24 protein-coding genes are annotated in these 24,389 nt (G+C 48.3%); 10 read left to right on the top strand and 14 right to left on the bottom strand.

Annotated elements, in window-relative coordinates:
* The first annotated feature begins 1 nt into the window (after nucleotide 1).
* On the top strand, nucleotides 2-1,231 hold the full coding sequence (locus ABJO30_01995; protein MEP3231582.1) for a CCA tRNA nucleotidyltransferase: 1,230 nt from the start codon (nucleotides 2-4) through the stop codon (nucleotides 1,229-1,231).
* Here the strand turns inward: ABJO30_01995 and ABJO30_02000 are convergent.
* The 5 genes from ABJO30_02000 to ABJO30_02020 form a co-directional block, all read right to left on the bottom strand.
* Nucleotides 1,228-2,610 carry a cytochrome P450 gene (locus ABJO30_02000; protein ID MEP3231583.1) on the bottom strand — a complete coding sequence of 461 codons (1,383 nt, stop codon included), beginning with the start codon at nucleotides 2,608-2,610 and terminating at the stop codon, nucleotides 1,228-1,230. The genes ABJO30_01995 and ABJO30_02000 overlap by 4 nt on opposite strands.
* A 7-nt stretch (nucleotides 2,611-2,617) precedes the next feature.
* Nucleotides 2,618-3,850: a hypothetical protein gene (locus ABJO30_02005; GenBank protein ID MEP3231584.1), complete on the bottom strand. Its 1,233-nt coding sequence runs from the start codon at nucleotides 3,848-3,850 to the stop codon at nucleotides 2,618-2,620.
* A 39-nt stretch (nucleotides 3,851-3,889) separates the two neighbouring features.
* Nucleotides 3,890-4,801, bottom strand: a complete 912-nt coding sequence (gene hemF / locus ABJO30_02010; protein ID MEP3231585.1) for an oxygen-dependent coproporphyrinogen oxidase — start codon at nucleotides 4,799-4,801, stop codon at nucleotides 3,890-3,892.
* A gap of 88 nt (nucleotides 4,802-4,889) precedes the next feature.
* Nucleotides 4,890-5,369, bottom strand: coding sequence for a tRNA (cytidine(34)-2'-O)-methyltransferase (locus ABJO30_02015; protein MEP3231586.1), 480 nt, complete (start codon nucleotides 5,367-5,369; stop codon nucleotides 4,890-4,892).
* Nucleotides 5,357-6,043 carry an RluA family pseudouridine synthase gene (locus ABJO30_02020; GenBank protein MEP3231587.1) on the bottom strand — a complete coding sequence of 229 codons (687 nt, stop codon included), beginning with the start codon at nucleotides 6,041-6,043 and terminating at the stop codon, nucleotides 5,357-5,359. The genes ABJO30_02015 and ABJO30_02020 overlap by 13 nt, the downstream gene beginning before the upstream one ends.
* Nucleotides 6,044-6,171: 128 nt before the next feature.
* Here ABJO30_02020 and ABJO30_02025 point away from each other — a divergent pair, with 128 nt between their 5' ends.
* Complete coding sequence (locus ABJO30_02025; GenBank protein MEP3231588.1) at nucleotides 6,172-8,016, top strand: ABC transporter ATP-binding protein; 1,845 nt, start codon at nucleotides 6,172-6,174, stop codon at nucleotides 8,014-8,016.
* Between the two features lie 93 nt (nucleotides 8,017-8,109).
* Here ABJO30_02025 and ABJO30_02030 read toward each other — a convergent pair whose 3' ends face one another.
* Nucleotides 8,110-8,319, bottom strand: a complete 210-nt coding sequence (locus ABJO30_02030; GenBank protein ID MEP3231589.1) for a cold-shock protein — start codon at nucleotides 8,317-8,319, stop codon at nucleotides 8,110-8,112.
* 621 nt (nucleotides 8,320-8,940) lie between these two features.
* On the opposite strand from ABJO30_02030, the gene ABJO30_02035 reads away from it, so the two are divergent.
* Nucleotides 8,941-9,855, top strand: a complete 915-nt coding sequence (locus ABJO30_02035; protein MEP3231590.1) for a hypothetical protein — start codon at nucleotides 8,941-8,943, stop codon at nucleotides 9,853-9,855.
* Between the two features lie 69 nt (nucleotides 9,856-9,924).
* On the opposite strand, the gene ABJO30_02040 is transcribed toward ABJO30_02035, so the two are convergent.
* Nucleotides 9,925-11,229 carry a mechanosensitive ion channel domain-containing protein gene (locus ABJO30_02040; GenBank protein ID MEP3231591.1) on the bottom strand — a complete coding sequence of 435 codons (1,305 nt, stop codon included), beginning with the start codon at nucleotides 11,227-11,229 and terminating at the stop codon, nucleotides 9,925-9,927.
* A 74-nt stretch (nucleotides 11,230-11,303) separates the two neighbouring features.
* Between ABJO30_02040 and ABJO30_02045 the strand changes: the two genes are divergently transcribed.
* From ABJO30_02045 to ABJO30_02070, 6 genes are all read left to right on the top strand, one after another.
* On the top strand, nucleotides 11,304-13,178 hold the full coding sequence (locus tag ABJO30_02045; GenBank protein MEP3231592.1) for an ABC transporter ATP-binding protein: 1,875 nt from the start codon (nucleotides 11,304-11,306) through the stop codon (nucleotides 13,176-13,178).
* Between the two features lie 224 nt (nucleotides 13,179-13,402).
* Entirely contained in the window at nucleotides 13,403-13,969 is a 567-nt protein-coding gene (petA, locus tag ABJO30_02050; GenBank protein ID MEP3231593.1) for a ubiquinol-cytochrome c reductase iron-sulfur subunit, read from the top strand.
* Between the two features lie 20 nt (nucleotides 13,970-13,989).
* Nucleotides 13,990-15,264: a cytochrome b/b6 gene (locus tag ABJO30_02055; protein MEP3231594.1), complete on the top strand. Its 1,275-nt coding sequence runs from the start codon at nucleotides 13,990-13,992 to the stop codon at nucleotides 15,262-15,264.
* A 46-nt stretch (nucleotides 15,265-15,310) separates the two neighbouring features.
* On the top strand, nucleotides 15,311-16,156 hold the full coding sequence (locus ABJO30_02060; protein ID MEP3231595.1) for a cytochrome c1: 846 nt from the start codon (nucleotides 15,311-15,313) through the stop codon (nucleotides 16,154-16,156).
* Between the two features lie 165 nt (nucleotides 16,157-16,321).
* Entirely contained in the window at nucleotides 16,322-17,566 is a 1,245-nt protein-coding gene (locus tag ABJO30_02065; GenBank protein ID MEP3231596.1) for an acyltransferase, read from the top strand.
* Nucleotides 17,567-17,760: 194 nt separating this feature from the next.
* Nucleotides 17,761-18,306: an adenine phosphoribosyltransferase gene (locus tag ABJO30_02070; GenBank protein ID MEP3231597.1), complete on the top strand. Its 546-nt coding sequence runs from the start codon at nucleotides 17,761-17,763 to the stop codon at nucleotides 18,304-18,306.
* Here ABJO30_02070 and ABJO30_02075 read toward each other — a convergent pair.
* The 3 genes from ABJO30_02075 to ychF all read right to left on the bottom strand — a co-directional run bounded on the left by ABJO30_02075 (nucleotide 18,303) and on the right by ychF (nucleotide 20,602).
* Nucleotides 18,303-18,800: a hypothetical protein gene (locus ABJO30_02075; GenBank protein MEP3231598.1), complete on the bottom strand. Its 498-nt coding sequence runs from the start codon at nucleotides 18,798-18,800 to the stop codon at nucleotides 18,303-18,305. The two genes, ABJO30_02070 and ABJO30_02075, sit on opposite strands and share 4 nt — an antisense overlap.
* Nucleotides 18,801-18,879: 79 nt before the next feature.
* Nucleotides 18,880-19,488, bottom strand: coding sequence for a 5'-methylthioadenosine/S-adenosylhomocysteine nucleosidase (locus ABJO30_02080; GenBank protein MEP3231599.1), 609 nt, complete (start codon nucleotides 19,486-19,488; stop codon nucleotides 18,880-18,882).
* Nucleotides 19,489-19,504: 16 nt separating this feature from the next.
* Nucleotides 19,505-20,602, bottom strand: a complete 1,098-nt coding sequence (ychF, locus tag ABJO30_02085) for a redox-regulated ATPase YchF (GenBank protein MEP3231600.1) — start codon at nucleotides 20,600-20,602, stop codon at nucleotides 19,505-19,507.
* A 111-nt stretch (nucleotides 20,603-20,713) separates the two neighbouring features.
* On the opposite strand from ychF, the gene ABJO30_02090 reads away from it, so the two are divergent.
* A complete protein-coding gene (locus ABJO30_02090) occupies nucleotides 20,714-20,950 on the top strand; it encodes an Lrp/AsnC ligand binding domain-containing protein (GenBank protein ID MEP3231601.1) in 237 nt (78 codons plus the stop codon).
* Between the two features lie 578 nt (nucleotides 20,951-21,528).
* Here the strand turns inward: ABJO30_02090 and ABJO30_02095 are convergent.
* Genes ABJO30_02095 through ABJO30_02110 form a run of 4 tightly spaced genes read right to left on the bottom strand, consistent with a single transcriptional unit; the run spans nucleotide 21,529 to nucleotide 24,215 of the window.
* Nucleotides 21,529-22,395, bottom strand: coding sequence for a halocarboxylic acid dehydrogenase DehI family protein (locus ABJO30_02095; GenBank protein ID MEP3231602.1), 867 nt, complete (start codon nucleotides 22,393-22,395; stop codon nucleotides 21,529-21,531).
* A gap of 39 nt (nucleotides 22,396-22,434) precedes the next feature.
* The gene (locus ABJO30_02100; GenBank protein ID MEP3231603.1) at nucleotides 22,435-22,821 is read right to left on the bottom strand and encodes a YchJ family metal-binding protein; all 387 of its coding nucleotides are present in this window, start codon (nucleotides 22,819-22,821) and stop codon (nucleotides 22,435-22,437) included.
* 2 nt (nucleotides 22,822-22,823) lie between these two features.
* Nucleotides 22,824-23,552, bottom strand: a complete 729-nt coding sequence (gene pth, locus ABJO30_02105) for an aminoacyl-tRNA hydrolase (GenBank protein MEP3231604.1) — start codon at nucleotides 23,550-23,552, stop codon at nucleotides 22,824-22,826.
* Between the two features lie 27 nt (nucleotides 23,553-23,579).
* Nucleotides 23,580-24,215 (bottom strand): 50S ribosomal protein L25/general stress protein Ctc, encoded by a 636-nt coding sequence (locus ABJO30_02110; GenBank protein MEP3231605.1) that lies wholly within the window; start codon nucleotides 24,213-24,215, stop codon nucleotides 23,580-23,582.
* Nucleotides 24,216-24,389 lie beyond the last annotated feature (174 nt).

Consider the following 24,389-nt stretch of genomic DNA (forward strand, 5'->3'; position numbering starts at 1 on the left):
TATGGATGAACTCATCAAACCGCATCTCGTAAACCGCTCATGGCTTGAAGACGTGCCCTTGAAGCAATTGATGTCTGTACTCAATGTTGATGGCGAAGAAACGCGCATCATTGGTGGCGCTGTGCGTGATGCGTTACTGGGCGAGGTGATTGGCGACATTGATCTTGCAACCACTGCTGTGCCTGAAAAAGTACGAGAGCTTTGCGAAGCGGCGGGCTTTAAGGCGGTTGATACGGGCCTTGATCACGGCACGCTGACGATTGTGGTTGATGGTGTGAATTTTGAAGTAACAACGCTTCGAAAAGATGTTGAAACCGATGGGCGTCATGCCACGGTGATTTTTGGTCGCGACTGGGTTGAAGATGCAGCGCGGCGTGATTTCACTATGAACGCACTGTCGATTGACCATGAGGGTGAGATACACGACCCTATTGGCGGTTATCCAGATTTGGTGAACCGTGAGGTGAAATTTATCGGTGAACCACAAAAGCGTATCGAAGAAGATTATCTGCGCTCATTACGCTTCTTCCGCTTTTTTGCTTGGTATGGCGTTGGACGTCCTGATCGTGATGCGTTGCGGGCTGTTGTGCGCACAAAGGCGGGCTTGGAAACTTTGTCTGTTGAACGTGTTTGGTCTGAACTTAAAAAGATGCTGCTTGCACGAACACCAGAGCGCGCCATTTTGTGGATGCGCACGACGGAAGTATTTGCAACGATATTGCCTGAAAATTGGGGGCTCGATCAGTTTCATTGGTTGATCAATTTAGAAGGTGAACTGAATTGGTCGCCTGATCCTTTGCAACGATTGCAAGCCATGTTGCGCCCTTCAGAAGACGTAATTCACGCGGTTGCTGATCGATTGAAGTTTTCTAATGATGAGCGCACGCGCTTGATTGATTGGAGCGAAGAATCTGGCAAGGCTACGGGTTATGTCGACCTCACTGTTGTTGATCTTGCCAAGGTGCTTTATCGCGGCAAACGTCTTGCTGTTCGTGACGCGCTTGTTCATGAGTTTGCAAAACGCTTCAATAAAGAAGAAGCGGGCGCGGACCGGATTCCAGCTTTGCTTGAATTTATCGATAGCTGGGAAAAGCCAGAATTTCCGGTAAGCGGTGAAGACCTTATTAAGGCCGGATATGCGCCTGGGCCTGATCTTGGCAATAAGCTGAAAGAAATTGAAGACGCGTGGATTGAAAGCGGCTTTACGCTTAGTCGTGACGATTTGCTCTAGTCGCGAAATTCGAGTTTCATTTCCAATCGATCTTTGGGTCTCAACGTAAGGCGTGAGACGGGTGTTATTTTGTCCAAGTCAATTGGCGTCAGTTTATAGCGCCGCGCAATTGTTCCAAGGACAAGCGCCGATTCAGCATTAGCGAAGGCGGCACCCGTGCATACCCTTTGGCCAACACTGAAAGGTATCCAAGTACCATTCGGTGCTCCACCCGTACGGTCTTTGATAAAACGGGATGGATCAAAGTGATCTGGATTTCCCCAGTATTCTCGGTGCCGTTGTACGATCCAAGGAGCGATTATGATCATGTCATCCGGCTTGATATCAAAGCCACGCATTTTATCTTTTTTGAGCGCGTAGCGAGTGATGAACGCAACAGGTGGGTAGAGGCGCAGGGCTTCTTTGAAAACCGCGGAGGTAAATTTCATTCGACCAACGGCTTCATATGGTATTTCTTCGTCACCTGCTTGAGCTAAAACCTCGTCACGAAGCGCCGTCCAATCTTGCGGTGATTGCGAAAGACACAGCAAGCCCCAAGTAAGCGCACTTGCAGATGTTTCATGCCCGGCCAAAAAGAAGAACGCTATCTGGTTTATGATTTCTTCGCGCGTAAAGCCATCCCCCGTCTCAGGATCGCGGCACTCGACGATAATCTGGCAAATGTCATCTTCCTTTACATTGCTCGACAGCCGATCGTCTACAATAGACGCAATGATGGCTCTAATTTTCGAGCAGGCTTCCATGCCACGCTTCGGGATTTTCTGCTTGGAATGGGCCGCCGCCCGAAACACTGCTTTCCCAGTCATGTGGGGTAGGGATTCTTGGTAGATGGTGAACTCACGAAAGATCGTATTTGCGTCGCTATCTTCAATTGGTTTTGAGAACATTGTGCGAAAAATTACATCGGCTGTTACGTAAGCCATTTCTTCATCTAAATTGATGACGCCGCCGACCTTTTGATCAAGCGTTTCGATGTAATCCCGAATTGAGTCTTGCATACTGGCATAGGCAACCTTTAGCCGTAGCTTTGCAAAGACCTGATTAATCATCCGGCTTTGTCGTTTCCACTTGTCGCCGCTTACAGTGAAAATACTGTCCCCAAGCAGCGGCATAAGAGAATCGGTTACTAGATCGCTTTTGGGATAATCATCCACTTTGTCGATCATGACATGACGGATCATATTGGGGTCATTCACTATATAAATTGATCGCTTGGAGGTAAAAGGCGCGGTCCCCATGAAAATTTTGAACGCTTTTTCTGGGATGTATTGCAGAATGTCATTCTTGCCCGACACGAAGATGCGCCACAGAATTTGTTTCCAATCTGCTGGTTCGGGTGCAGGGGGGCGATAAAGAGATTTGCTGCGATCAGTTGACATTATCTTGCTAGCTATCTGGTTGAATTCGTTTGTTCGCGTTCAAATTGTTTGCAAGCGACTGGGGGTGAGTGATGATGTAGAAAAAATCGTAAGAACCCGCAACATCATTGGCAGTTAAATACTGAAAGTGCATGCGCAAAGGGTTGTATTTAAACTGGTCGAGCTTTTTAGCCGAAAAAACCTCCCCGAATACTGCAGAACGAACTTGGTAACGCGCTGGCAGCGGCGTGCTTAAATTAAAACCATAATCTTGATCTAGTCGAATATGTGGGATGCTGAAGGGGTCTTGCGGGGCAAAATATTCGATCCAGTTTGCATCGTTGTCTTCAAGAAGTTGAACGGTGAGCGCTCTGAAATACTCGTTCTTTCTATAAGTCGTTGTGTAGGGAAGCAGCGAGCCGAATGTGGCGTGTATAATTTCATAATCGGCGAAATTCTCTCCGGACCGTCTTGCATCTAAAACGGTTTTAAAGGCTGGAAGCGAATGAAAACAACCACATGAATGGCCGATCACAAGAACCTCATCGGGTTTTTCTTGGTTGATAATTTCGATGGCTTCTTGAGAGAAGGTGGCGATTTGTTTTTCAAGTTCTGTAATTTTATTCGCCGTCAATCTGCATTGATATATCAAGCTATCAGCCAGATGTGGTTCATACAGTGTCTTAAAGAACCGACCCAGCCTCGCGACTGATAGGAAGATAAGAAGTCCTATAGAGCCGCCCAATGCATAACTGGAACCTTGGCTTAATTGTAAAAAACTGATCAAGCTTGCGGCAGCAATAAGCAGAATAAGCGCCAGCAGAAAGCGGGCGATCAAACCAAATAAGGGCACTGAAAAAACAATGCCTGCTCTGATTTGGCGTTTGAAAAGTGGTGGTAAAACACCGTTTATAAAAAATCGAAAATACCAATAGAGATAGTTTGGAAAGCGGGTGAAATCTGACCGGGCAGCTTCGCGCTCAACTTCTTGCTGAGTGTCAGAAATATAATATTGAGTGAGCGTTTTGCCTTCTGGCCAATCAGCTTCCAATGTAAAGGAACTGAAGTGGCTGTTTGGCCGCTCGTTTTTGTCGAGCGGACTGATGCTCATTGGAACATTAAACCGCCGCGCATAATAACGATGCTGTTGGCGCATCATCAAATGATAGCGGCTAGGGCCCGCTATATCGAGGCCTGTAAAGAACAAAACAAGACGCTTTTGCACTTTCGGCTCGTCGATTTGGTCATTCGAATTGGGCAAAACGGTTCTCAGGCTGTCGAATTTTGTTTCATCATTCTTTTACGGCCATTTCACCTCTGGCGGAAGACTGGAGAGAATTGATGAGACGTTACCACCAGTCTTGAGACCAAAAATTGTGCCGCGATCATAAAGCAGATTGTATTCCACATAGCGACCCCGTCGGATCAGTTGTTCTTCGCGATCTTCGTCTGTCCAAGGCGTTTCCATATTTTTGCGGACAAGCTTTGGGTAGATATCAAGGAAGCCAAGGCCTACGTCTTTGGTGAGGTTCAAATCATTATCCCAGTCACCTGAATTATGGCGGTCATAAAAGATGCCGCCCACGCCACGCGGTTCATCGCGGTGGGGGAGATAGAAATATTCATCGCACCACTTTTTGATCTTTTCATAAGAAATGATGTCAGAGTGCGGCGTGACGGCTTTTTCCATAGCGGCATGAAAATCTATCGTGTCTTCGTGCTCTTGGTTGCGGCGTCTGTCGAGTACAGGCGTTAGGTCTGCGCCGCCGCCGAACCATTGTTTCGTGGTCACGACCATGCGGGTGTTCATGTGAACGGCTGGAATGTTTGGATTCCACAAATGAGCAATCAACGAGATGCCTGAGGCCCAAAAGCGCGGGTCTTCTTCAGCACCTGGAATTTGTTTGCGAAACTCTGGTGAGAATTCCCCATGAACAGAGGAGCAATGAACGCCGACTTTCTCAAACAGGCGCCCATGCATCATGGACATCACGCCGCCACCGCCCTTTGCGCCTGTGTGGTCTGTGCGATCCCATGGCGTGCGATTGAATGTTGCAGGTTCTACGCCCTCTTTGCCAAGGGACACTTCGCGTTCAAGCGTCTCAAACTCAGCGCAAATTTGGTCGCGCAAGTTTTGAAACCAGCTTTCGGCTTCTTTTTTCTTGTCTTCAATGTCTGCAGGGAGAGGCTGTGGTGTTGTCGTATCAGACATAGATTGTTTCCTGAAAATGCATCTTGGTTCGTTTTATCAGAGATGTCGCGCTTCACCATAGGAAAAATCGTGACATGCAGTTATTGCGCTATCCGATTTGCCGCAGCGCTTCACCTGCGACCATGGCAACGGAACAGGCAAGATTGAGAGAGCGCATGTTTTCGACCATGGGGATAGTGAGTTGCTCATCCACAAGCTCATGCACGCTTTCAGGCACGCCGGAACTCTCGCGACCAAATAACAAAATATCGTTTTCATTATAGGTGAGATCTGCATAGCTCTTGTCGGTTTTTGTTGTGAGCAAGACCAAGCGCTTTTGTTCCTTTATGCGCCATTCGCAAAAGGCATCAAACGAGACGTGCCGCTGCATGGCCGCGATTTCTAAGTAGTCCATGCCAGCGCGCTTTAGACCCGTATCCGACAAGACAAATCCGGTCGGCTCAATGATGTGAACTTTCACTCCTAAACAAGCCCCCATGCGCAGGATCGTTCCTGTATTTTGCGGGATGTCTGGTTGATAAAGCGCGATGCTGAGTTGGCTTGTTGAACGGGGTTTCAAAACGGGCATTCACTTTCAAATTTGATACGGGCGCCGCCGATGGGATGGTGAAATTCTAGCATTTCTGCATGAAGGCTAAGGCGATCGGAGGCGTTTAAGGCTTGCTCGTGAGCATAGAGATTGTCGCCTAAAATCGGATGGCCAAGCGATAGCATGTGAACGCGCAATTGGTGAGAACGTCCGGTCTTCGGGAAAAGCTGAACGCGGGTTTTATTTTCATCACGCGCGAGTACCTTCCAGCTTGTTTGTGCGGATTTTCCTTGCTCAAAGTCCACCATCTGCTTCGGGCGGTTTGGCCAATCGCAAATGAGCGGCAGATCAACCTCGCCAGTTTCATTTTCCAGTTGCCCCCAAACATCCGCCACATATCGCTTATCAACATGACGTCGTTCAAATTGCAGGCCGAGATGGCGGTGGGTGTCTGCATCAAGCGCCAAAACGATGAGGCCAGAGGTATCCATATCCAAGCGATGGACAATGCGTGCTTTGGGGTGTTCAGCTTGCACACGACTTTCTAAGCAATCTTTATGGTGGTCTGCTTTGCCTGGTACGGTGAGCAGGCCCGACGGTTTATCCAAGACCAGCAACTGCTCATCCACATGCACATAGCAAAGCGGGCCCGTCGGTGGTCGGTAGACCAGTGGGGCTGGTGCGGTGCTGCTGATTGCGGTTTTTTCATTCATCGTTGAATATTCTTGAATTGCTCTTGGGGCCTCATGCCCCTACAAAGACGGAGCATTCAGATTGCTGCCTATTTAATGGGTATCCAGCCAACAAGAAAGCTCTTCTTTTGCTAAAACCAAGCCGCCTCATGGAATATTTTGAAGGGTTGAATGATCCCTTCGCCGATGATGGTGTGCAAACACCGCCAACTGGCTATGTGGCGTTTTGTTGGTTTTATGCAAAACCGATGTGGCCACTCTTGCTGTTTATGTCGTGCTTGACCGCTGTGGTGGCTGTGCTTGAGGTGATGATTTTCACTTTTATGGGTGATCTCGTCACCCTGCTTACTAATTCGGAACGGGCAAGCTTTTTTGATCAGCATGGTGACACTCTACTTTTCATGACGGTGGTGCTGCTTGTTATTTTACCAGCGGTTGATTGGGTGCGGGAACTCATCTTGCATCAAAGCATTATGGGTAATTTCCCGATGGGTGTGCGTTGGCGCGGGCATCGCTATTTGCTGCGCCAAAGCATGTCGTTTTATCAAAATGACTTCGCGGGCCGCATTGCCAATAAGCTGATGCAGACATCGCTTGCGGTGCGTGATGTGTTGATGAAGGTGGGCGATGTTTTCGTCTTTGTCGGCGTTTATTTCTTTGGTGCTGTGGCTGTTGCCTTTGCAGCAGATTGGCGGCTTGTTTTGCCGTTTGTCGGTTGGTTCGTTGGTTATGCGATTTTGCTACGGATATTTATTCCGCAACTTCGCGACATTGCACAAGACCAAGCCGATGCGCGCTCCGTTATGACGGGGCATGTGGTGGATGCTTATTCGAATATTCAAACGGTCAAACTGTTTTCCCATGCTGACCGCGAAGAGCGCTATGCCAAGCGTTCTATGATCGGTTTTATGAATGCTGTCCATGCACAAATGCGTAAAGTGACATGGCTCAACTTCTCGCTAGCTCTTCTTAACAACGGTGCGTTTTTTGCCGTTGCTGCGGTTTCTATTTGGGCGTGGCGAGTGGAGGTTGTGTCGATTGGCGATATTGCTGTTGCTATGGGCTTGGTGCTCCGCCTGCAAGGTATGTCGCACTGGATCTTGTGGGAGATGGCCGGCATTTTCGAAAATATAGGTACGGTTAAAGATGGCATCAATACACTCGCACTCACCCGCATCGTGCGCGATGAAGAAGACGCCTCGACATTGGTGATTGATAAAGGTGCCATCAGCTTCAGCGATGTGTCCTTTCAATATGGCAAAACCAAAAGCGTTATTCGCGATCTTTCAATTGATGTGGCATCTGGCCAAAAGGTTGGGCTTGTGGGTGCGTCGGGCGCGGGTAAATCAACGCTCGTTAATTTGCTGCTGCGTCTTTATGACGTTGAAGCGGGTATCGTGAAAATTGACGGGCAGGATATTGCCAAGGTCACTCAAGAAAGCCTGCGCTCGCAAATTGGCATGGTGAGCCAAGACACATCCCTGCTTCACCGCACCATCCGAGAAAACATTGCTTATGGTCGCGAAGGGGCAAGCGAAGATGAGATTATCGCAGCGGCAAAACAAGCAAAAGCGTGGAGTTATATTCCTGAGCTTGAAGACGTAAAAGGTGGCAAGGGGCTAGATGCACTTGTGGGCGAGCGGGGCGTCAATCTTTCTGGTGGTCAACGCCAACGCATCGCCATTGCCCGCGTGCTTTTGAAAAATGCGCCAATCCTGGTTTTGGATGAAGCCACTTCCGCGCTCGATAGCGAAGTAGAAGCAGCGATCCAAGAACAGCTTTATGATTTGATGGAAGGCAAAACTGTGATTGCGATTGCTCACCGACTTTCCACAATCGCCGCCATGGACCGGCTTATCGTCTTAGATGAAGGTCGTGTTATCGAAGACGGCACCCATGATGAGCTCGTCAAGGCTGGTGGTCGCTATGCTCAACTATGGGAGCGGCAATCTGGTGGGTTTTTGTATGAAGCGGATAAGGGCGCGGCGGAGTAGGTGGCGCTCATAAAAAAACGGCAGAGCTAAAAAGCGCCGCCGTTTAATCTTAATCAAGTAGATTGTTTAATCTAAAAGCGAATCAAACGCTGATTAAACGATTTCTAGCTTGCTAACAGCAGTTTTGCCGCTGCGTGAATCGATTTCAGTTTCAAAAGAAACTTTTTGACCTTCTGAAAGGCCGTCAACGCCTGAGCGTTCCAAAGCAGTCGCGTGTACGAATACGTCCTGCGCGCCGTCTTCAGGTTGAATGAAGCCAAAACCTTTTTGGCTGTTATAGAATTTTACTGTACCTGTGGTCATTGAAATTACCTTTCATCAATGAATTACATTTCGGGATGGCTCGCGATGTTCACGTCCATTTTTTTATTCGACAAATTTAGAAGAGCTCGGAAAATGTTCATCCATTCACTGATGGGCAAAGAATACATAGAGATTCATTAAGTTTCGACAAAATTCAAATAAACACTAATTCGACAAATGGCAAGGTAAAATAGTAAATACACGACAAAAAGAAGCTGTTTGGCCCTAAATAGGTTAAATATCTTAGGTGAAGATTGAGAGATTGAAGGGGGCGGGTTTGCCGTCATTGTTGATGCTCGCCTGTTTGATACAGATATTGTGCTAACCTATGACCTGCTATGAGCGTGAAATTTTGTTTTCCTAACAAGCTCGTTTGGAATTCGTTTCGGCCGATATTCAACCCATACCTCAACATTCTTAGAACTGAATTATTCAGTCTGCCTGGGTTGTACGCGTTTTATTGAGGTGATGATGTGATGGGATTTATATGAACTGAAAGGTGGTGCGCTACGAAATAGTGATAAAAAAATTTAATGTATTTGTATTTGAATTTAAATTTTACAAAAAAATAATTTTATATCCGTATTTTTGATAAATAATTTTTTTCTGGAGTGATTTTTTATGATTTATACTTACATAATATTTTTTATTCACTTGCTAATATATATGGCGTTTCTTTTTTTGGGACAAGCGGTGGATTTCTATGAAATCGTCGCGGTATCAGGCGATGTTTATCGTTTAGAGACGCCTAAAAGTTATCTTATTTGTTTCGTTCTCATTTATCTAGGGTGTACGGGCTCTGAGTCTATAATTCGTTACGCATGGAACAGTGTGAGCTCAATTAACGGGGTAACAATTTGGGAAACCAACGTCCTCGGTTACCTTACTTTGACCATTGGACCTGTTGTTGCTTTCTGTTTGTTTCTGAACGAATATAGTAACATTCCATATTACTTAGCTATCTCTTCTATCTGCGCCATACCTGCTATGGCATTTAAGGCGGTTGGATCCATCTTTGACCCAATTCTGCAAGAAGCCGTATCACAAGGGGGAACGCGCCATAACACACATAAATCAGAGGCTATTTCATTCTGGAGACGAGGGGTGGCCTTTTTTTGTGCTGGCTTAGCCTTGGTCGTATTTATCGTCTTGGTGCTGGTCGGTGTAATTGCTTTCTTTTCTACTGAAGAACTACAAGGTATAGCTTCGGTGTTTTATGTTGAGTTGATTATCTCTCTGGTAGTCTTAGTTTTAATGATTTCTATTTCAGGTGACACAATCCTTTGGATTGGTCGGTTAATCTGTAAATTTATTCAAACTGAGACTGCTACGACTTCCGCAACAGCAGCCGTCGCATTTTATTTTGGTATGGGTGTGTTTGGAGGCGTAATCGTCTTGTTGTTAGTTTATGAGCCGGTGATATTTAATAAGCCGATGTATCTTGACGCGATTTTGTTCGTTTACAGTTATTTGATATTCATGATTTCGCTCATTCCTGCAGCCTACATATTGGGAAAAGCTTGGCCCAGTGAGTAGTGCTAATGGCTATTATTTATATAGCATTCATCGAGCGATTTTCGAATGTTTGAATAAGAAAACCTGATCTTATTTTTCCCCAATAATCCGCACTTCTCTTTGCGGGAACGGGATGCTGATTTTGTTGTCTCGTAGCGTGCGCCAGATGATGAACAGCACGTCGGATGAGAACTTGTTTTTACCGTCATCAATGCCATCGGCCCAAAACTCCACACCAAACCGAATACCGCTGTCATCAAAGGAGCGTAGTTCTACGTCAGCAGGTTCTGGATCATCCAATACTTGTGGGTGCTTTGAAACAGCTTCGACGATTAACTCGGGCAAAGGGTCAATGTCTGTGTCATAGGCGACTGTAAATTCTACTTCATAACGCTGGCGCGGATCGTCGCGGGTCCAGTTGACGAAGGTTGTGGTGATGAATTTCTCATTCGGCAACATGATCTCTTTGCCGTCATAAGTCTCCAGCGTGGTGGAGCGCATGTTGATCTCTTTCAAGATGCCAGATCTGCCATCTTCCATCTCTATGAAATCACCCGGCGATAGGGATCGCTCAAACAGGATGATCATGCCCGAGATGAAGTTTGCAGCGATTTGTTGCAAGCCGAAACCAAGACCCACACCAACAGCACCACCCAGAACGGCAAGCGCTGTAAGGTCAACGCCCAAAAGCTGTAAGAACACGATGCCGATGATGATGAAGAGCGCGATTTCAAACAGTTTTCCCACCAGCGATTTCATGCTGAGGTCGAGGCTGTCTTGTTTTTGAATGACGCCTTGTCCGGCTTTGTTGGAATGGCGACCAAGCCAGAACAAGATACCGCCAAAAATCGCTGCCTTGATCATGAAGAGGGCGGAGATGCGAATATTGCCAAGTTCAAGGGCGACCGTATCGAGCCATGCAGTAAACGCGTCGAACTGACCAAACACCATGAGGAGTGCGGATGGTAGGACGACGATTTGAATAATACGTTGCAAGCCACCAGCAGGAATGAAGAGCTTGATGGTTGCATTAAGGGCTAAAACAACGGCCAAACTTTGCGCTAGCTTTGCCAACCAAGAGGTGCCGATTGTCGCATCCAAAATGGCGACTGCAACGGCAAGAGCTGCGATGAGTAGGAGAGGCTGTAACAGGTCCCGTACCATGTAGGCCCATCTCAAAATGAAATAAAGTCGGCCATCCTTGTCAGGTTCAGTGGTTAGGAAAGAGACCCGCTTTTTTATGGTCGCAGATAGTATTTTTGCGATGAACCAAGCGCCAATAATTGCCCCGATTTGTGCATAGAATGCTGGCGATTGCAGCCAGACGAGGACCACTGCCCAGATTTCGAGAGCTTGCGCTTTATAAGGTTCGATAAATTCCATAATAGGTTGCATTTCTTTCTCGTGAAACTTTGACGCTAGTTTCAACAGTCGCTGGCAGTTTTGCAAGAACCTTTTATAGTTGCTCCATGTTGAATCGGTTTTTCCAATATTTTGAAGGCTGGGTTGATCCATTCAAAGCGGGTGAGGGAGCGCCTCCGCAAGGTTTTTTTGCCTATGTCTGGCATTTCATCCGGCAAACACCGCTTATTTTTGCTTTAGCGCTCATTTTGGGTGGGGCGCACGGTTATATTGAGATCGTGATGTTTCAATATGTGGGCGAGATCGTTGATCTGCTCGCGACGGCGAATATTGAGAGTATTTTTGAAGATTATGCCTCGACCTTTTTATGGATGATGTTCTTTGTCGCTGTTATCCGCGTTGGCTTCATGATTTTTGGCACAATTTTGGATGAACAAGTCATTGTGCCAGGTTTCTTTAATATGGTGCGATGGCAGAATCATTCGCATGTGATGGGGCAGACGCTTTCGTTCTTTAACAACGACTTTGCAGGACGTATCGCGACACAGGTGACGCAAAGCGGGCAATCTTTAGGTGATTTCCTAATCAGCCTGTTGCAGATGATTTGGCTGTTTCTGATTTATGTAACCGGTTCACTCGTCTTGTTCGGTGAATTGAACTTTTTGCTGGTCGGCGTGCTTTTGGTTTGGTGCGTTGTTTATATCAGCATCTTAGTGTTTTTCGTGCCACGCATCAGGCGTTCAGCCAAACGGTTTTCAGAGCTGCAAGCGCGCGTCAATGGGCGCTTTGTTGATATTTATTCTAACATGTCATTGGTCAAAATTGATGGTGTCGCCTCGCGTGAAGATGAAGGCGTGCGTCAGGCGATTTCGTTGTTTACTGATGCCATAAGAACATACACCCGCCACATCACCACTATGCGGTTTTCGCTGCATATCATCAATGCGGCGATGGTGATTGGTATTGCTTATTGTGCGCTCTCGCTTTGGCGTGGACAACAAATGAGCGTTGGTGAAGTTGCTTTCGCGCTCGGCCTTATGATGCGCCTCACGATTTTAGCGACCCGCATGTTGGGGCAGTTTAATGCACTGTTTCGGGCGGTGGGCACGATCCAAAATTCGATGGATACGATCACTAAGCCGATTGCACTCACAGATAAGCCCAACGCTCCATCGTTACCTAAGGTGGTGGGCAATGTTTCATTTAATAACGTGCATTTTCGCTATGAGCAGAATGATCGCCCCGAAGTGGTGGAGGGCGTTTCCTTTGCCATTAAAGCAGGCGAGCGGATCGGTATTGTTGGGCCATCGGGTGCTGGCAAGACGACGCTGTTTAATTTGCTCCTTCGCTTTTATGATCTGGGACAAGGTGAGATCGCGATTGATGGCCATGACATTTCCAGCGTCACGCAACGTTCTCTTCGGGGGCAAATTGGCGTTGTGGGGCAAGAAACGGCGCTGCTTAATCGGTCAATCTTTGAAAACATCGCTTATGCGCGCCCGCAAGCAAGCCTTGATGACGTGGTAAAGGCGGCAAAACAGGCAGAAGCAGACTGGTTTATTGAGGGGCTTGAGGATGGGCAGGGGCGAACGGGTTATGATGCCCATGTGGGCGAGCGTGGTGTGAAGCTTTCTGGTGGTCAGCGCCAACGTATCGCAATGGCGCGGGTGATCTTGAAGGACGCGCCAATATTGCTGCTTGATGAGGCAACTTCGGCGCTCGATTCAGAAACGGAAGCCGCTATTCGTGAGAACCTCAAAGAAATCATGCAAGGTAAAACCGTGCTGGCCATTGCACACCGACTTTCTACGATTGCGGCGATGGATCGTTTGCTGGTGATGGATGAGGGGCGAATCATTGAAAGTGGTACCCACAAAGAGCTGATTGCAGCTGATGGACTGTATGCGCGATTATGGGCAAGACAGAATGGTGCATTCATTGATGTTGATAATCATACAAATTCGTCTTTAGTCGCGCATTAATCTGTGAATTAACTGAGACAAATCGCGTGTTCGGGCGTTTATCGTACACAAATTCCCCTCCAAACCTTATGAGTACTAGACAAACTCGTAAAACCGCGATTAAAAGGTCGCGATTTAGCGCGCTTGGAGATTTTGATGTTGGAGTCAATTTGTCGCGCGAATAATAACTACATGGTTACACTTTTTGCTCTATTAAGTAGGGCAGTAGGTACAACAACGAGGATTTGACCTTGTCTGAAGAATATCAAGATCCAACCCGCCGCGACTTTTTGTATGTCGCAACCGGTGCGTTTGGCGTCGTTGGCGCTGCAAGCGTCGCATGGCCGTTTATCGATCAGATGAACCCAGACGCTTCGGCGCTGGCTTTGTCGACAACTGAAGTCGATATTTCATCCCTTGAACCTGGCATGTCCATGCGCATTATGTGGCGCGGTAAGCCCGTTTTCATTCGTAACCGTACGGATGAAGAAGTGGCTGAGGCAAAAGCTGTTGATGTAGCGACATTGCCTGACCAAGATTCACGTACACCTGCTGGTGGTGAAGCAACAGACGTTGCCCGCTCAGCTGGTGAAGGCCGTGAAAGCCTGATCGTTATGGTTGGTGTTTGTACGCACCTTGGCTGTATCCCACTTGGCGTTGAGAACAATGGTGGCGACTTCGGTGGTTGGTTCTGCCCATGTCACGGTTCTCACTACGACACCGCCGGACGAATTCGCAAAGGCCCAGCACCGGAAAATCTTCCAGTGCCGCCATTCGAATTCCTGTCTGACAACGTCATTAAAATCGGTTAAGGGGAAAATCTATGTCAGGAATGGAACATCACGGACATTATGAGCCTGCAACCGGTGTAGAGAAGTGGATCGACAAACGCCTTCCGCTTCCACGGTTGATGTATGATAGCTTCGTCTCATATCCCGTCCCACGCAACTTGAACTATATGTACACCTTCGGTGGCATTTTGATGATCATGTTGGTGGTTCAAATCATCACCGGTATCGTGCTTGCAATGCACTATACTGCGAATACTGCAATTTCTTTCGGTGCTGTTGAGCACATCATGCGTGATGTGAACTACGGCTGGTTGCTTCGTTATATGCACATGAATGGTGCGTCGATGTTCTTCATCGCCGTTTACCTGCATATTTTCCGTGGTCTTTACTACGGTTCATACAAAGAGCCTCGCGAACTTCTATGGATCCTCGGCGTTGTCATCTTCCTTATGATGATGGGTACAGCGTTTATGGGTTACGTTCTTCCTTGGGGACAGATGTCTTTCTGGGGTGCGACAGTGATTACCAACCTGTTCTCGGCCTTACCTCTCGTGGGTGAACCGATTGTGACATGGTTATGGGGTGGCTTCTCCGTTGATAATGCGACGTTGAACCGTTTCTTCTCACTGCATTATCTATTGCCATTCATGATCCTCGGCGTGGTTATCCTCCACGTTTGGGCGCTGCATGTAACAGGTCAAACAAACCCAACTGGTATTGAAGTGAAGAAGAAGCAAGACACCTTGCCATTCACACCATTTGCCACTGTTAAAGACGCCTTCGCTTTGATGTGCTTCTTCATCGTGTTTGGTTGGTTCTTGTTCTATATGCCGAACTTCCTTGGTCACCCAGACAACTACATTCCGGCTGACCCGTTGGTGACACCTGCGCACATCGTTCCTGAGTGGTACTTCCTACCGTTCTACGCGATCTTGCGTGCCATTACTTTTGACATCGGCCCGATCGATTCAAAACTTGGCGGTGTTATTGCGATGTTTGGTTCGATTGCTGTGCTCTTCATCTTGCCTTGGCTGGATACATCAAAAGTGCGCTCAACAAAGTATCGTCCGATCTACAAATGGTTCTTCTGGATATTCGTAATCGATACCGTTCTTCTTGGATGGCTTGGTTCACGACCTGCAGAGCAGCCGTATATTATCATCGCGCAAATGGCGACACTCTACTACTTCGCTCATTTCATCATCGTTCTACCGCTTTTGGGTCTTTATGAGACGCCAAATGAGCAGCCTGCTTCAATCTCTGAAGCAGTCCTTGGTAAAGATGGTGACGCGGCTTCCGCTGAGTCTAAAGGTTAAGGGGCGCGCTATGACACTTTTTAAATCAAAGTCAGGAACGTCTAAAATGACTTTTAAACTCTTCCGCCTTCCGCTTATTGCAGCAGCCTTCGTTGGTCTCGCCGCAACAGGTGCACACGCTGCAGGTGGCCATCATATTAAGCAACCTGCTTACCAAGATTGGTCGTTTGCTGGACCGTTCGGTCATTATGACCGTGGTGCTTTGCAGCGCGGTTTCAAAATCTATCAGGAAGTTTGTTCTGCTTGTCACTCAATCGGCTTGGTGAACTTTCGCAACTTGATGGAAAAAGGTGGCCCTGAGTTTTCTGAAGCTGAAGTAAAACAGCTTGCAGAAGATTGGTCGACAACAGTCATCGATGCGCTTCCAGATGAAGATGGTGAGCCGATTGAACGTCAGCCAAAACTGTCTGACAAAATTCCGGGTCCTTGGGCAAACAAGCAACAAGCACAAGCGTCAAACGGTGGTGCTTACCCACCAGACTTCTCGCTAATTGCAAAAGCACGCGCAGTTGAACGTGGTTTCCCGAACTTCGTGTTCGATATCTTCACGCAATACCAAGAGCAGGGGCCGGATTACATCCACGCGCTTTTGACTGGTTATGCGTCTGATGAAGCCAATGATGCGGGTACATATGACAATCCGTATTACATTGGTGGTCCAGCTCTCGCGATGGCACCGCCTCTGTCAGAAGGTCTTGTGACTTATGACGACGGTACGCCTGAAACGCTCGACCAATACGCAAAAGACATCACGCATTTCTTGATGTGGGCAGCAGAGCCTAAGCTTGAACAGCGTAAGTCTCTAGGCTTTAAAGCGATGATCTTCATGATCCTTTTCGCAGGCCTTCTATACGGCACAAAACGCCGCGTTTATGCGAGTGTGAAGCACTAATCAACGCTTCAAAATAACAAATTAAAGGCGCTCCTTTGGGGCGCCTTTTTTGTTGCGTGCTGTTTCCATATTCCCATTTTATTACCGTTCATTAAGCATACCGCTTTGCGTGGAATTAACGCCCTTTTGTTATGCTTTTGAGTAGTTTGGATTGGTGGGATGGTGATGAAGTCAACAAGACCGATAGATTTTGAACCGCGTAAGCATTTTTTGGCGCTTGATTCATGGCGCGGTATTTGCGCTTGCTTGGTCGTGTTTTTGCACGTGAGTGCCTTTAGTCACGCCTACTTCTCACCGATCACACGCAATGCTGGATTGTTCGTTGATTTCTTCTTCGTGCTTTCGGGCTTCGTGATTGCAGCCAATTATCATGCGCGCTTCCAGCAAGGTCATTCGCTTGGCAAGTTTATGTTCTTGCGGATAGGGCGGCTTTATCCGATCCATCTTGTGATGTTGATTGCGTATATTGTTTTTGAATTCGCCTTTGCTGACATGATCAGCGCGGTTAACGCCAATGCCCGTCAGCCGTTCACAGGTGCGATGTCGCTTGAAGCGATTTGGGTGAACCTCTTCATGCTTCAAGGTGTCGGCGTACTTGATTACGCGTCTTGGAACTTCCCAAGCTGGAGCGTTTCAACAGAGCTTCTTGCGTATTTCTTGTTTGCGCTTGGTGCGATCTATTTACGCAAATCATTATGGGCAATCTTGGCGTTGCTCGTGATCATTCCGCCGTTTTGGATTTATGGCATGGCGGATGGATTGTTGGACAATCGTTTCATGGGCCTTGCACGTTGTCTTGCAGGCTTCAGCGCGGGTGTTTTGTGCCTTCATGCTTACCGCACTGCTGAGCATCGTTTGCAGCGCTGGAGCGTTGCCTTTGCAACCTTGATGGAAGCCTGTGCTGTCTCTTGGGTGCTTGTCTATCTTAACAACGCAGAAGGCGCTTTGACCTATGCGTTGCCGATCCCGTTCTTCTTTATCTCTGTGCTTGTCTTCGCTAATCAACGCGGTTTGATTAGCCGTATGTTGATGGTGCGCCCTTTGGTGCTTATCGGCACACTGTCCTTCTCGATCTATATGATCCACGCTTTCGTCACAGCACGTTTGCTCAATGCTATGCAATTGGTCGCAGGCAAATTGAACCTTGATATTTTCACCTTCTATGTGAAAGACGACGGCACCCAAATTCGCATGGTTGGTAAAGAACTATGGCAGGGTGATCTTGTATATGCTGCCATGTTGATTGTGGTCATCGGTGCCAGTTTCTTCACTTATCAATTTGTTGAAAAACCATCACGTGACTGGTTCCGCAAGATTGCTGATCGCATTTGGCATGGTGGTTTAACATCGCACAAAATCGCGGATGATTACGCCAAAAAAGAACCCGCCACCAAAATGGCAGCGGGTTAGACGCTCAAAGCTCAGGGTGGTGACCAGCGTCAAGTTGGGTGCTTAAGCACCAACTAATCTTGTTATTTTGACGAGATAGGCTGGGTGAGGCCCGAATCTAGCGTCCTGTGTCAAAGGATGACTTGCAGTTTTGTCTGTGACGTGGTGATAAGAAGCCGGAAAAATGGCAATTACCGGTTTCAGGTTCAAACTTCATGACAGCTGCTAACAATTTTGATTTGAAAGACTTCATTCGGACAATCCCTGATTATCCAAAACCAGGTATTCAGTTTCGTGATGTGACGACATTGATCGCTGACCCTGTTGGGTTGCGCGCATCTGTTGATATGCTGTTGCGCCCTTTTATCACGGCAGACATCGACTATGTTGCTGGCATTGAAGCGCGCGGGTTTATCTTAGGCGGCGCTGTTGCTCATGAACTTGGCCGTGGTTTCATACCAATCCGTAAAAAGGGCAAATTGCCGGGTGAGACGATTGGGCAGGACTACCAGCTTGAATATGGAATGGACCGCATTGAGATACACAGCGACGCCATCAAAAAGGGCGACCGCGTTCTCATTATCGATGATTTGATTGCGACAGGCGGCACAGCCGAAGCTGCGATTGAGCTTGTGCGCCGTGCAGGTGGTGAAGTTGTGGCCGCCGCCTTTATCGTAGATTTGCCGGATATTGGTGGTCGCGCGAAGCTTGAAGCGATGGGCGTTGATGTGCACGTGCTAGTGGAATTTGAAGGCGACTAAACCTGAAGGTCGCGCAGACCGTTTTGTAAGTCGCCTAAAATTTCAAGACGAAGGCCAATTGATGCATCGCTCGATTGAAGCAAGCGGTTTGTCTCCACTGCAAACTCGAGCACTTGTGCGAGCGCTTGCGTGTCTGTGAGATCGCCAGCGCCGATGCTTTCCAAACCTTCTTCAAGATTGATATCGCTTGGCTGGCTTAATTCTTGGGCTGCAAGATCAAGCAGAAACGCAACAGCTGTATCGCTGTTTTCGCCTTGAAACTGTTCTGAAACGAAGGAAAGCACATCAGGCGTCGGCGCTTCTTCGCCCTCATCACCTTCAACAGCGGGGGCGCTGTCTGCGAGCGCTGTCTCAAGGGCATTGATCTCATTGCGGGCTGTGCGCTGTGCATCCGTCAGGCTTGCATCATCCACACTTTCAGACAGGTTTAAACGCTCCAAAAAGGAGGGCGTTGCTACCTGTAGCGGTGAAAATGATGAGCCAATAGAACTCACGGTCGATGCTCCACAAAGATATTATGAAGCGCAGTTTATAGGAAAAGGGTTTCAAAAACGTTTTGGTTTGTTTCGCGCCTTATAAAACGGCGGCGAGCTCATCCACAGCCTTTGCAAGCTTCACATCAATATCTGCGAGATAGGCTGTCCAGTCTTCGTACTTGGAAAGCTCTTCCTTGCCATCTGAGATGCCGCGTAGGCCCATTAATGGCACGTCAAACGTATCTGCAACCCGTTTAATGGCGAAGGTTTCCATGTCCACCATGTCAGCGTCGATAGCTTTGTAGGCCTCGCCAGAAACGATATTTGCGCCTGTTGAAAGTCGTGCTGTTGCCGTTGAGAGCGGGCAGGTGAGGGAGATTGCTATTTCATGGTCGATGAAAGGGGTGACGCCTTTGGTAAAGCCCAGCGGCGAGGCGTCCATATCGCGGTAAGAAACGCTCTCCACCTGATAGACTTCGCCTTGTTCAAGCGTGGCAGAGCCTGCTGACCCAAGAGAGACAATGAGGTCTGGCTTTGTGTTCAAGCCGCTCAAAGCCTTGGTCACCTGCATAGCGGCCTCAACAGGACCAACGCCGCACATGAGGGGCTTGATGCGGGCTTGAAGGGCGTCGCCATATTCCATTGGTACAGCCATGACGAACAGGACTGATTTGCCGTTGATCTGCTTGATCTCAAAATCACTCATGGCGTCACTCTTCGCTCTAGTTGTTAAACTTAAACAACATCACATCGCCATCTTGAACGACATATTCCTTGCCCTCATCACGCGCCTTTCCTGCTTCTTTGGCAGGTACTTCACCGCCCAAGGTTACGTAGTCTGTGTAACCGATGGTTTGGGCGCGGATGAAGCCTTTTTCGAAATCGGTGTGAATGACGCCAGCAGCCTGTGGTGCTTTGGTGCCTTCAGCAATTGTCCACGCGCGGGTCTCTTTCGGGCCAGCGGTGAAATAGGTTTGGAGATTGAGAAGTTCGTAGCCACGGCGGATCAAACGATCAAGGCCCGGTTCTTCAAGCTCTAGGGTTTCCAAGAACTCTTCCTGCTCATCAAGGTCTAGCTGTGCGATCTCTGATTCAATGGCGGCAGAAATGGTGACTGACTTTGCGCCTTGTTCTTCGGCCATCTTGTCAACGCGGGCAGAAAAGTCATTGCCGCTACCAGCGCTTTCTTCTTCCACATTTGCCACATAAAGGATTGGCTTTGAGGTGAGGAGTTGCAAGCCTTCGAAAATTTTGTAGTCGTCATCGCTGACCTCAAGAAGACGTGCAGGTTTGCCCTCTTGCAAGAGTTCTAAGACGGCTTCGATGATGGGAAGTTGTTCAGCAGCTTCTTTGTCTTTACTGCCCGCTTTCTTGCGCACGCCAACAACGCGCTTTTCAAGACTTTCAAGATCCGCAATCAAAAGCTCGGTTTCAACCGTTTCAGCATCTGCAATTGGGTCGATCTTGCCTTCCACGTGCGTAATGTCGCCATCTTCGAAACAACGAAGCACATGGGCGATGGCGTCCACTTCGCGGATGTTGGCAAGGAACTGGTTGCCAAGCCCTTCGCCTTTTGAGGCGCCGCGCACGAGACCCGCAATATCAACGAAGTTGAGGCGGGCGGGCAGGATCTCTTTTGATTCTGCAATCGCTGCAATTTTCGCCAATCGCTCGTCTGGAACACTCACTTCGCCAGTGTTCGGTTCGATGGTACAAAACGGATAATTAGCCGCCTGCGCTGCCGCCGTTTTGGTGAGTGCGTTGAACAAGGTGGATTTGCCAACATTGGGCAAACCAACAATACCGCATTTAAATCCCATGATATGGGTCCTTTGCGTTGAATTTTCGTGTTGCGTGTTGTTAGTTGAAACAACGAAGTTCGGCAAGTGATCGTTAGGGTCACACCATCAAATTCTTAAGGAGCCACGCTTATGCAATGCGTTTTTGTCCAAATCAGATGTCATCCGGGTAAAACTTACACGGTCGCCGACGAAATCTACGCCCGCGAAATCGCATCAGAGCTTTATTCCACCAGCGGCGATTTTGATTTGATGATGAAGCTTTATATTGATGAGGGCGAGGACATCGGCAAATTCGTCAATGATAAGCTGCTCGATATTGAGGGCATTGCAAGGTCGCTGACGACGCTGACGTTTAAGGCGTTTTGAGGGGGCGATGGCGGCTATGCGGACTTTGCTGCTGTTCGTTTAGGTATTGCTGTAGAGTTAGAACTACGCGTATTTGGAATGTTATCTCCAATCGTTTAAGGCTGAACTATCGCTCATAAAGTGAACAATTTCTAGGATGAATTTCCGGCCTGAATAATGATACACTTTGTAAACAGTCCATGAAAATTCCGTCGTCTTTAATAACCTCGAAGGTCAGGGTGACGTCGTTGTGAATTAGCTTACAATCAATTTTTCTAGGAGTTTGGACGCCATCTGGGGTCGTCAGAGCAACATTCATACAATGCGCTTCGGCTAACCTCACGGAACGCTCATAATCTGATCTCAGATCAACAAATATATGTGCTCCATATCCAATAAGTATACCAAAACCCAACAAGAAAAATTTCATCCACCACCCAACTAGATAAGAGAGTATTAGTCGTAGTCCATGTGAAAACAGACTGGGCCCAACGTTTACTTAAAAAATAAACTCCGTCAATATGGGCTCGAAGCGGACGTTCGGCAACACGGGTGTGGTAGCCCGCTCGCCCGTGCCGCTGACGTTTAAAGCGTTTTAATTAATCTCCCAACTGCGCCCGAAAATAAGCAACATTGGTGGTAAGGCCGGGTAGGAGCCATGTGAAGAGGCGGACGGTTTCTAGGATGGCGGGGAGGTCTTCGCCGCAGGCTTGTTTTAGGGTTTCAGCGGTGAGGCCTGTCGGGTTTGCTAATGTTGCCGTCGCTGCAAACTGTGCTTCATGTTGGCTTATTACCAGCGGCTCATAGTTGGGGCCTTGGATCTCAGTCTTCAAATCTTTCCATGCAAGATCGAAATAGCTCGGCCAGCGGGCGAAGCAACGATAATCCGTGTTGACGAAGGGCAGACCGAGAGTGGTTTTGATGTCTTCGTAGATGGCTTGATGGTCGGGCAAAACGTGATGCGGTTCCAGCAGTACAAAGGGTGTTGAGACTTCGGGGCCATGCGCCTTTGCGGCAGCGCCTATGTCAGTTCCGCCGAGCAACTCACCGCCCTCAAGCAATAGCCTCGCGACCATCACTGCTGGGATTTGCATGAAATTGCCGTGGCTGATGATGTCGATCATCTCGCGCATTTCATCCAGTTCTCGTGAGGAATACCCCATGGCAAAAAGGCGCTCAGAAATCGGCGGCGGATTGAGTGCCTCAATGTCGGTTTCAACCTTTGCCCGCAGGCTTTGGGCAACCTCGACATAAGCGTTAGTTTGCACAACAGGCTCTAGCGCCTTCCACCAGCAATCAAAGAATGGGCGATAGTGTGCGTAGGCCATGGTGACGACGCCAACCCATGGAATTTGCATGGCGGCCTTATAGCGCTCATAGGTATCGCGCAATTCGCCTTCGGCTTTGAATTCCCAATGGGGGTAAACGGCAGGGATTGGGACAGGTTTGATGCGTTCAATTTTCATGGAACGTGGCCTCGCTATAAAGGTGCTTACACCGTTAGCTTAAACCACAGGGGCCACATAATACCAGCGGCCTGCTTTCTTTTTGAAGCTGCTTTTCTCGCTCTGTTTATCAAGCTTGCCGTGCACCATTGATGTGGCCTCAAATGTTACCGTGCCTTTGGTGTCGTCTTTGGTGCCTGCTTCGGTTTCTAAAACCCGCAAACCCACCCAAACGCTCTGGGTTGAGCGCACATGATAACCTGCTTCATCAAAACTCTTTTGATAAGGCGGCCATGTGGTGTCTTTGAGGTAGGGAATTTGAGTGGTCACAAAGGCAGAATACCGCGAGCGCATGAGGGCTTCGGCGGTTTCGGGCAGGGCGTCGCCTTTGTGGAAAGGTTCACAGCAGGCTTCGTATTCTTGAATTGAACCGCAGGGGCAGGGCATGGCTATTCTTTGCCGCCAAACAATCGCTTCAACATATCAGCCATCGGGCCAGATGTTGGCACATCTTTCTTGCTGCCTGAGCGCGCTTGATGGATGTGGCTTTGTTTTTTCTTCTCGTGCTTTGCTGCTTTATTGGCTTGGCCGCGTGCGCTTGGTGGCTCGTTTGAATTGAGTTTGAGCGCGAGCTTGTTCGTGAAGTTGGTGTCTTCGCCTTTGGCGAGCGTGTCCATGCAATCAGCAATGCCGGATAAAAGCGGGTCGAGCCATGATTGATCGGCCTTGGCAAAGTCTCCGAGTACATAGCTAGAAACACGGTTCTTATCACCAGGGTGACCGATGCCGAGGCGCACGCGGCGGTATTCTTTGCCGCAATGGGCGTCGATGCTCTTGATCCCGTTGTGACCGCCAGAGCCGCCGCCTTTTTTGATTTTTACTTTGCCGGGTGCAATGTCCAGCTCGTCATAGACGACAATGATATCTGCCAGCTCAATTTTATAGAACTTGCATGCTTCGCGCACAGAGCGACCAGATTCATTCATGAAGGTGGTGGGCTTTAAGAGCAGCGTTTTAACGCCGTCAATTGTGCCTTCCGAAATTTCGCCCTGAAACTTTGAGCGGAAGGGTGTAAAATTATGGCGGTGGGCAATTTCGTCCACCGCCATAAAACCGATGTTGTGTCGGTTAGAAGCGTATTTCGCGCCTGGATTACCAAGTCCTACTATGAGAAACATGGGTGTCTCCTTTAGCGCGAAGGGGCGTTACTCGTCGCCGCCTTCTGCTGGTGCTTCTTCTGCGCCTTCTTCACCGTCTTCGTCTTTCAAGTCTTCCTTGATGCCGGCTGGTGTAGCGATTGTTGCAATCGTGAAATCGCGATCGGTAATCGTTGGTACGCAACCTTCAGGCAATGTCACAGAAGAAATGTGAGCACCATCGCCAAGGTCAAGAGCACCAAGATCAACAACGAGATTTTCTGGGATTGCATCCGCAGGACATTCTAGCTCAACCGTGTAACGCACAACGTTCAACACGCCGCCACGTTTAATGCCAGGTGATGTTTCTTCGTTTTCGAAGAGAACCGGCACTTCAACAGTGAGTTTCGCACCTTTAGTAATGCGCAGAAAATCGACGTGGATCAAGATGTCACGAACAGGATCAAGAGCGTAATCTTTAGGGATCACTTTGACCTTTTCGCCGTTCACATCAATGGTTGCAACAGTCGACATAAAGCCGCCTGCGTGAAGCTTCATGAAAGCTTCTTTGTAATCAATCGCAATCGGGAGAGGAGGTTTTTTGTCGCCGTAGATTACAGCCGGAACTTTTTTGTCCCGACGTAAAGCACGAGCGGCCCCCTTGCCAACCCGGTCGCGTACTTCTGCTTTGAGTTCGTAGCTCATAAGTACACTCCAAATTGTCTGGTATAAAAACGCTGTCTTTCGACTAGCGAGCTGGTTCCTCCAGGGGTGAACAACAGCTGAGCGGCTTATACGGCAAGAAGGTTGGGATTGCAATGTTTGTTCGACTTGTTATTACAGGCCTGCGCTCGCATTTTGGGGTGCGATAAGATCTAT

Source organism: Hyphomicrobiales bacterium (assembly GCA_039973685.1).
Taxonomy (GTDB): domain Bacteria; phylum Pseudomonadota; class Alphaproteobacteria; order Rhizobiales; family JACESI01; genus JACESI01.